This is a genomic window from uncultured Pseudosulfitobacter sp. (assembly GCF_963976325.1).
Taxonomy (GTDB): Bacteria; Pseudomonadota; Alphaproteobacteria; order Rhodobacterales; family Rhodobacteraceae; genus Pseudosulfitobacter.
Map to the genome: position 1 here is coordinate 64609 of NZ_CAXBJW010000012.1, position 7718 is coordinate 72326.

The 7718-nt window shown below is 63.8% G+C and carries 6 protein-coding genes; 5 read left to right on the forward strand and 1 reads right to left on the reverse strand.

Going from position 1 to position 7718, the window contains the following annotated elements; genetic code table 11:
- The first annotated feature begins 5 nt into the window (after positions 1 to 5).
- The 5 genes from xdhB (at position 6) to AAC077_RS17950 (ending at position 7161) form a co-directional block, all read left to right on the forward strand.
- Entirely contained in the window at positions 6 to 2324 is a 2319-nt protein-coding gene (gene xdhB, locus AAC077_RS17930; protein ID WP_339772535.1) for a xanthine dehydrogenase molybdopterin binding subunit, read from the forward strand.
- 4 nt (positions 2325 to 2328) lie between these two features.
- A complete protein-coding gene (gene xdhC / locus AAC077_RS17935; RefSeq protein WP_339772538.1) occupies positions 2329 to 3198 on the forward strand; it encodes a xanthine dehydrogenase accessory protein XdhC in 870 nt (289 codons plus the stop codon).
- A gap of 42 nt (positions 3199 to 3240) precedes the next feature.
- Complete coding sequence (locus AAC077_RS17940; protein ID WP_339772541.1) at positions 3241 to 4824, forward strand: xanthine/uracil/vitamin C permease; 1584 nt, start codon at positions 3241 to 3243, stop codon at positions 4822 to 4824.
- 63 nt (positions 4825 to 4887) lie between these two features.
- Positions 4888 to 6204, forward strand: coding sequence for a guanine deaminase (gene guaD, locus AAC077_RS17945; RefSeq protein ID WP_339772544.1), 1317 nt, complete (start codon positions 4888 to 4890; stop codon positions 6202 to 6204).
- A gap of 129 nt (positions 6205 to 6333) precedes the next feature.
- A complete protein-coding gene (locus AAC077_RS17950) occupies positions 6334 to 7161 on the forward strand; it encodes a bifunctional allantoicase/(S)-ureidoglycine aminohydrolase (RefSeq protein WP_339772547.1) in 828 nt (275 codons plus the stop codon).
- Positions 7162 to 7344: 183 nt separating this feature from the next.
- On the opposite strand, the gene AAC077_RS17955 is transcribed toward AAC077_RS17950, so the two are convergent.
- The coding region (locus AAC077_RS17955) for an IclR family transcriptional regulator C-terminal domain-containing protein (protein ID WP_339772549.1) at positions 7345 to 7718 on the reverse strand (374 nt) is incomplete at its 5' end.

Here is a 7718-nt window from a genome sequence, read left to right on the forward strand (position 1 = left end):
TTGCGATGAAAGACGAACTTTCCATCCGCGGCGCGGTCCACACCGACCGCATCCACGACAGTGCGATCAAACATGTGACGGGGTCTGCGGATTACACCGACGACATCCCCCAGCCCCAAGGCACGCTGCACGCTTACCTGGGCGTGTCGAACGTGGCGCACGCGACGCTGAACGCGATTGACCTAAGCGCGGTGCGCACCGCCCCCGGCGTGGTCGGGGTGCTGACCGCCGCCGATGTGCCGGGCAGCAACGACATCAGCCCCACGGGGCAAAACGACGAGCCGGTGTTCCCCACCGACAAGATCGAATACCACGGCCAGCCGCTGTTTGCGGTGGTCGCAGACACCCGCGATGCCGCGCGCCGTGCAGCAGAATTGGCGCAGGTGGATTGCGCCGTTCTGCCGCACGCGCTGGATGTGGGGGCCGCGCAAGAGGCCGGATACCCCCATGTCACAGCACCCTTGAAACTGGAGCGTGGCACGGTCGATGACGGCTTTGCCGCCGCGCCGAACCGCCTTCAGGGGCGGATCACCATTGGCGGGCAGGATCATATGTATCTGGAAGGGCAGATCGCCTTTGCCATTCCCGGCGAGGATGACGACGTGGTGGTGCATTGCAGCACCCAGCACCCGTCCGAGGCGCAGCATATGGTGGCCCATGCGCTGGGTGTACCGTCCAATGCGGTCACCGTGAACGTGCGGCGCATGGGCGGCGGGTTTGGCGGCAAGGAAAGCCAGATGAACCTGTTCTGCGTGGTTGCGGCCATGGCCGCAAAGAAATGGAACCGCGCGGTGAAAATCCGCCCTGACCGCGATCAGGACATGACCGCCACCGGCAAGCGGCACGATTTCGTGGTGGATTACGACGTGGGCTTTGACGACGACGGTCGCATTCAGGCGGTCGAAAGCTGCTTTGCCGCGCGCTGTGGCTATTCGTCGGACCTGTCCGGTCCGGTGACCGACCGCGCGTTGTTTCACGCCGACAACGCCTATTTCTACCCGCATGTGCGCCTGACCAGCCGCCCGATGAAGACGAATACAGTCTCGAACACGGCCTTTCGCGGCTTTGGCGGGCCGCAGGGTGTCGTCGCTGCCGAACGGATGATCGAAGAGATTGCATACGCCACGGGCCGCGATCCGCTGGACGTGCGCAAGGTGAATTTCTATGGCGATGCGGGGCGGGATCTGACGCCGTACCACCAGCCGGTGCAGGACAATATCATTGGCCGGCTGGTGGACGAGCTGGAGGAAGCCGCCGCCTATCGCGAGCGGCGGGCGGAGATTGTGGCCTTTAACGCAAGTTCCAAGGTTCTGAAAAAGGGCATCGCCCTGACGCCTGTCAAATTCGGCATTTCGTTCACCGCCACCCACTACAATCAGGCCGGTGCGCTGGTGCATGTTTACTCTGACGGGTCCATCGCGCTGAACCACGGCGGCACCGAGATGGGGCAGGGGCTGAACACCAAGGTGGCGCAGGTTGTGGCCGATGCGTTTCAGGTGGACTTTGACCGCATCAAGATCACCAAAACCACCACGGAAAAGGTGCCGAACACCTCCGCCACTGCCGCCTCGTCCGGGTCGGACCTGAACGGGATGGCGGCGCTGAACGCGGTTGAACAGATCAAGGGGCGGTTGGTCGCGTTCGCCGCCGAGAAATGGGGCGTGGCGCCCGAAGATGTACGGTTTCTGCCCAATCTTGTACAAGTTGGCACCGACACGCTGACCTTCGACAGCTTCATCAAACAGGCCTACATGGCGCGTGTGCAACTTTCGGCGGCAGGGTTCTACAAAACCCCCGACATCCATTGGGACCGTGCCAGCGGCAAGGGGCGTCCGTTCTATTACTACGCCTATGGTGCGGCTTGTTCCGAGGTGACGATTGACACGCTGTCCGGCGAATACCGCGTCACGCGGACCGACATCCTGCATGACGTGGGCCGGTCGCTGAACCCCGTTCTGGACAAGGGACAGGTCGAGGGCGCGTTCATTCAGGGCATGGGCTGGCTGACCACCGAGGAATTGTGGTGGGACGACAAGGGCGCGCTGCGCACCCATGCGCCGTCGACCTACAAGATCCCGCTGGCCAGCGACCGGCCGCGCATCTTCAACGTCAATCTGGCCGACTGGTCCGAGAACCGCGAGCTGACGATCAAACGGTCCAAGGCCGTGGGCGAGCCGCCCTTCATGCTGGGCATTTCGGTGTTCGAGGCGCTGTCGATGGCGGTGGCTTCGGTGGCGGATTACACCGTCTGCCCGCGTCTGGATGCGCCCGCCACGCCTGAACGGGTGCTGATGGCGGTGGCGCGGTTGCGGGCGGGGGCGTGACGCCATGAGCGCGCTTGCTGATTTCCTGTCGGCCCATGCGTCGGTGATCTGCGTGACGCTGACCCGCGTGCGGGGGTCGTCGCCGCGCAATGCGGGCACGCAGATGTTCGTGGCCCCGCAGGCGTTGTGCGGCACCATCGGCGGCGGACAACTTGAGCATATGGCGATTGAGCGCGCCCGTGCGATGCTGAGAGACGGCGCGCTGAACGCTGTGATGGACGTGCCGCTGGGGCCAGAGATTGGCCAGTGTTGCGGCGGGCGGGTCGAGCTGTCGCTGGTGCGGATGCGGCAGGGCGACCGGCGCGCGGCGCTGAAACAGGCGCAACAGGCGCAGGCGGCCTTGCCTTCGGTTTACGTAATGGGCGCGGGCCATGTGGGCCGGGCGTTGGCGGACCAGTTGCAGCATTTGCCGGTAAACTGCGTGCTGGTCGACACCCGCCCCGAGGAACTGGCGCAGTGTCGCGCGGATGTGGACATGCGGTTCAGCATGATCCCCGAGGTCGAGATTGCGACCGCCCCTGCCGGCAGCGCCTTTGTCGTGCTGACGCATGATCACGGGCTGGACTTTCTGCTGACCTCGGCGGCGCTGGAACGGGGCGACGCGGCCTATGTGGGCATGATCGGGTCGGCCACCAAACGGGTGAAATTCCGCAACTGGCTGCGCGATCATTGCGACGGCCAAAGCATCGAAAACTTGAATTGCCCCATCGGGGCAAGCGGCAGCCGCGATAAGCGGCCCAGCGTCATTGCGGCCTTTGTGGTGGCCGAAGTGATGGCTGAATTGACCTCTGAAACTGCCGCGACTGCCCCTTTTGGGGAAAACGAAGCGCCCGGAGGGGGCGCACAAACAGACCGGGCAGGGAGGACCGCCTGACATCAGGCGTGCGTGTCCGGTCGCAGTGGAGGAGTGCCCGTCATGGACGGCAAAACATACAATTACAGACTGTTCGCGCGCAGTGATTTCAGCGCGTTCTGGGCGTTGTTCACCGACAACCTGATCAACCTGATCGTGCTGGCGGGGGTGTGCCAGTTCGTGTTCGACATGCCCGCGGCCATCGTGTTCGGACGCATCCTGCCCGGGGCTGCGGTGGCGATCATGGCGGGGGTTGCGGTGTACACATGGCTGGCCAAACGCGCCGCCACGCGGGCGGGGCGGGATTTCACCGCACTGCCTTACGGCATTTCGACGCCGGTGATGTTTGTCTATCTGTTCGGCGTGATCGGCCCGATTTACTGGGCCACGAATGACCCGCTGCTGGCGTGGCAGGTGGGCATCGGCGCGGGGTTCATGGGCGGTATTGTCGCGGCGATGGGGGCCATTGTCGGCCCCTTGCTGAAACGTGTGACACCGCGCGCGGGGATGCTGGGCACGCTGTGTGGCATCGCGCTGGTGTTCATCGGCACGGTGCCCTTGGCCACGGTGTTCGAAGACCCCTATGTCGGCTTTGCGTCGATGATCATCATCCTGTGGGGGCTGGTCGGGCGGTTTCGGCTGCCGTTCAACATGCCCGCCGGTCTGCTGGCGCTGATCGTCGGCACCGTGGTGGCATTGGGCATGGGCAAGGCCAGCGTCAGTTTCGAGGGCGTCGCGTTCTATCCGCCGCTGCCCTATTTCGGCGACCTGATCGTGGGCATCCAGCATCTGTTTGCCAACCCCGAGCTGTTTCTGGTTCTGGTGCCGGTGCAGATCTACAATTTCATCGAAACCATGAACAACGTCGAAAGCGCCGAGGCGGCGGGCGACACCTATCCGGTGGCGACCTGTCAGGTGACCGATGGGGTGGGTACGATGGTGGGCGCGCTGTTTGGCTCGCCCTTTCCGACGACGGCCTATATTGGCCATCCGGCTTACAAAAAGATGGGCGCGCATTCGGGTTATATCATTGGTGTCGGGCTGGTCATTCCCTTTGCCGTGTTCTTTGGCCTGCTGGCGTTCCTGAACAACTTGATCCCGGTGGCCGCCGCAGCACCCGTGCTGGTGTTCGTGGCACTAAGCCTGATCACCAACACCGCCCATTCGGTCAAGACCGAGCATATGGCGGCTGTGACCATTGCGATGATGCCGCATATCTCGGGGTTTCTGGTTATCAAATGGGGCGCGATGATGGGGGCGCTGGCCGCGGTCGGGGCGCAGGCGTTGCCTGAACTGGGCGATCCGGCGTTGACGGCGGCGTTGCTGCAACAGGGCGCGCATTTCGACGGGCATCTGGCGCTGAGCCAGGGCGCGATCCTGACCGGCCTGATCTGGGGCGCCATCGTGGCCAGCGTCATCGACGGCAATTTCCGCAACGCGGGCGGCTTTGCGTTGGCGGCGTTCGGGATGTCGCTGGTGGGGATCATCCACGCGGCCAGCCTGCATTGGCCTGCGTTCAGCGGTGTTGCCGTGGGCTATCTGATCGCGGCGGGGTTTTTGTTTATCTACCCGATCTTCCACCGCGACGAGACGGTCGAGGATATGCCGCTGCCCGAAAACGCACCCGGCATCGCGCCGGGGGAATAACACGACACATGCCCCAAGGCGCAGGTGCGCGCCTTGGGGGTCTCACGTTCAAGGACATAACACATGACATCCAGCCAAACCCTGTTGCGGGGCCGCACGCTGAACTTTTCCGCCGAACCTGACGGACCGGAGGACACCGCTGCCTACCAGTATTGTGAGGACGGCGCGGTGCTGATCGAGAGCGGCATGATCGTCGCCTCGGGCGATTATACAGCCGTCGCCGCCCAAGCGGTGCAGCCGCAGGTGATCGACCACCGCCCGCATCTGCTGATGGCGGGGTTTATCGACACGCATATCCATTTCCCACAGGTGCAGGTGATTGCCTCGTGGGGGGCGCAGCTGCTGGATTGGCTGAACAGCTATACGTTCCCCGAGGAGACCCGCTTTGCCAGCCCAGACCACAGTGCGGCGATGGCGGGCAGGTTTTACGACCTGTTGGTGGGGCATGGCACGACGACGGCGGTGGCCTATTGTTCGGTGCACAAGACTTCGGCGGACGCGTATTTCACCGAAGCCGCGCGGCGGGACATGCGGATGATCGGCGGCAAGGTGATGATGGACCGCAACGCGCCCGACGGGCTGATGGACACGCCGCAATCGGGCTATGACGACACACAGGCGCTGATCCGCGATTGGCACGGCAAGGGGCGTGCGTCTTATGCGATCACGCCGCGCTTTGCCATCACCTCGACGCCTGCGCAGATGGAGATGGCGCAGGCGCTGGTGGCGGAAAACCCCGATTGTTATGTGCAGACGCATCTGTCGGAAAACCACGCCGAGATCGACTTTACCCGCGAATTGTATCCGCAGGCGCGGGATTATCTGGATGTGTATGAGACCTACGGGTTGCTTGGCCCCAAGGCGCTGTTGGGCCACGCCATCCACCTGACGGCGCGCGAGATTGACGCGCTGGCCCAGACGGGGGCGCATCCGGTGTTTTGCCCGACATCGAACCTGTTCCTGGGCAGCGGGCTGTTTGATGATGCGGGTCTGAGGGCGCGCGGGATCGGCAATGCGATTGCGACGGATGTGGGGGCGGGCACCAGCTATTCCATGCTGCAAACGCTGAATGAAGGCTACAAGGTGCTGCAACTGCAAGGGCAGGCGCTGCATCCGTTGCGCGCGTTTCACTGGATCACGCTGGGCAACGCGGTGACGCTGGGGCTGGAAGGCAAGATCGGCACGCTGGACGCAGGCACCGAGGCGGATGTGGTGGTGCTGGACGCCCGTGCGACACCGGCGATGGACCTGCGGATGGACCGCGCGGGCAGTCTGTCGGACGAATTGTTCATCCTGCAAATGCTGGGTGATGACCGCGCGGTGGCGCAGGTTTACGTGGCGGGGCGGGCCAGCAAGGTCGTGTTGGAGGCCGCGATTTAGTTGGAAAACCGATAACCCCCTGAGGATTGTCAAATCAAACCGAAAGGTGCTGTCGCCGTTTTCCAGATGGCGGTGGCAGTCGGTGTGGCCCATACTGACCCAAATTTCATACGCTTACAGGAGATGCTGATGTCAGCGAAATATTACGCCCCCACCGGCGGGCACCCGGGGCAAGAGCAGCTTTTGACCGACCGCGCGGTGTTCACCGATGCCTATGCGGTGATCCCAAAGGGCACGATGCGCGACATCGTCACCAGCTTTTTGCCATTCTGGGAGGGCACCCGCCTGTGGGTTCTGTCGCGCCCCCTAAGTGGTTTTGCCGAGACGTTTTCGCAGTACATCATGGAGGTCGCGCCGGGTGGCGGGTCGGACCGGCCCGAGAATGACGACGGCGCCGAGGGCGTGCTGTTCATCGTCGAGGGCACCGCGACCCTGCGGGTGAATGGCGAAGTGCATGTGATGGTGCCCGGCGGCTATGCGTTCCTGCCGCCGAAATGTGGCTGGACCCTGCACAACGAAAGCGACGCGATGCTGCGGTTTCACTGGGTGCGCAAGGCGTTCGAGCCGGTCGAGGGGCTGCCGATGCCCGAGGTGATTGTCACCAACGAGGCCGACATTGCGCCCACGGTGATGCCGGACACGGATGGCAAATGGGCGACCACGCGGTTTGTCGATCCGTCGGACCTGCGCCACGACATGCATGTGACCGTTGTGACGTTCGAGCCGGGGGCGGTGATCCCCTTTGCCGAGACGCATGTGATGGAGCATGGGCTGTATGTGCTTGAAGGGAAAGCGGTTTACCGGCTGAACCAGGACTGGGTCGAGGTCGAGGCCGGCGATTACATGTGGCTGCGCGCGTTCTGCCCGCAGGCCTGTTACGCGGGCGGTCCGGGTCGGTTCCGGTATCTGCTGTATAAGGATGTGAACCGGCATATGAATTTGCGGCGAACGTTTTAGGAGCGACACAGGGCAGCGCCCGACCGCGGGTGGGCGCCGGTACTCTTGTAACTGGCACTTTATCTCACGTCTTTGGCGTGCGGATGCAGAAAGGCAAGACGGTGAGGAAGCGCCCGCCCATGGGGCGGTCGGGCGCTGCCCGGCGGTGCTTTGCACCTCGATTCCGGGCTTTGGTGTTTGGTGCTAACCCCCCAACGTCGCCGACAAATCCGCCGCCGCTCTGCGCACCGCGACACTCAGCCGCTCAATATCCCCCAACCCAACCCGGCTGGTCGGCCCCGACACCGAAATGCCCGCCACCGCCTCTTGGTGAATATCGAACACGGGGGCCGCGATGCAGCGCATGCCTATGTTGCGCTCTTCGGCGTCCACCGCATACCCACGCGCGCGGACCTGTTCCAGATCGGCGCGCAGGGCGTTCAGATCGGTGATGCTGTGCGGGGTGAAGGCGGTGAGCGTCTTGCCCGACAAAGCCCGCTGCAACCGCGCGTCGTCCATTTCGGCCAACAGCGCCTTGCCGATGCCCGAGGCGTGCATGGGCGACAGGGTGCCGGGGG

Excerpts from the sequence above, each read along its gene's own strand:
- xdhB (WP_339772535.1), top strand. The coding sequence starts at position 6 with ATGAAAGACGAACTTTCCATCCGCGGCGCGGTCCACACCGACCGCATC.
- AAC077_RS17940 (WP_339772541.1), top strand. The coding sequence starts at position 3,241 with ATGGACGGCAAAACATACAATTACAGACTGTTCGCGCGCAGTGATTTC.
- AAC077_RS17950 (WP_339772547.1), top strand. The coding sequence starts at position 6,334 with ATGTCAGCGAAATATTACGCCCCCACCGGCGGGCACCCGGGGCAAGAG.
- guaD (WP_339772544.1), top strand. The coding sequence starts at position 4,888 with ATGACATCCAGCCAAACCCTGTTGCGGGGCCGCACGCTGAACTTTTCC.
- xdhC (WP_339772538.1), top strand. The coding sequence starts at position 2,329 with ATGAGCGCGCTTGCTGATTTCCTGTCGGCCCATGCGTCGGTGATCTGC.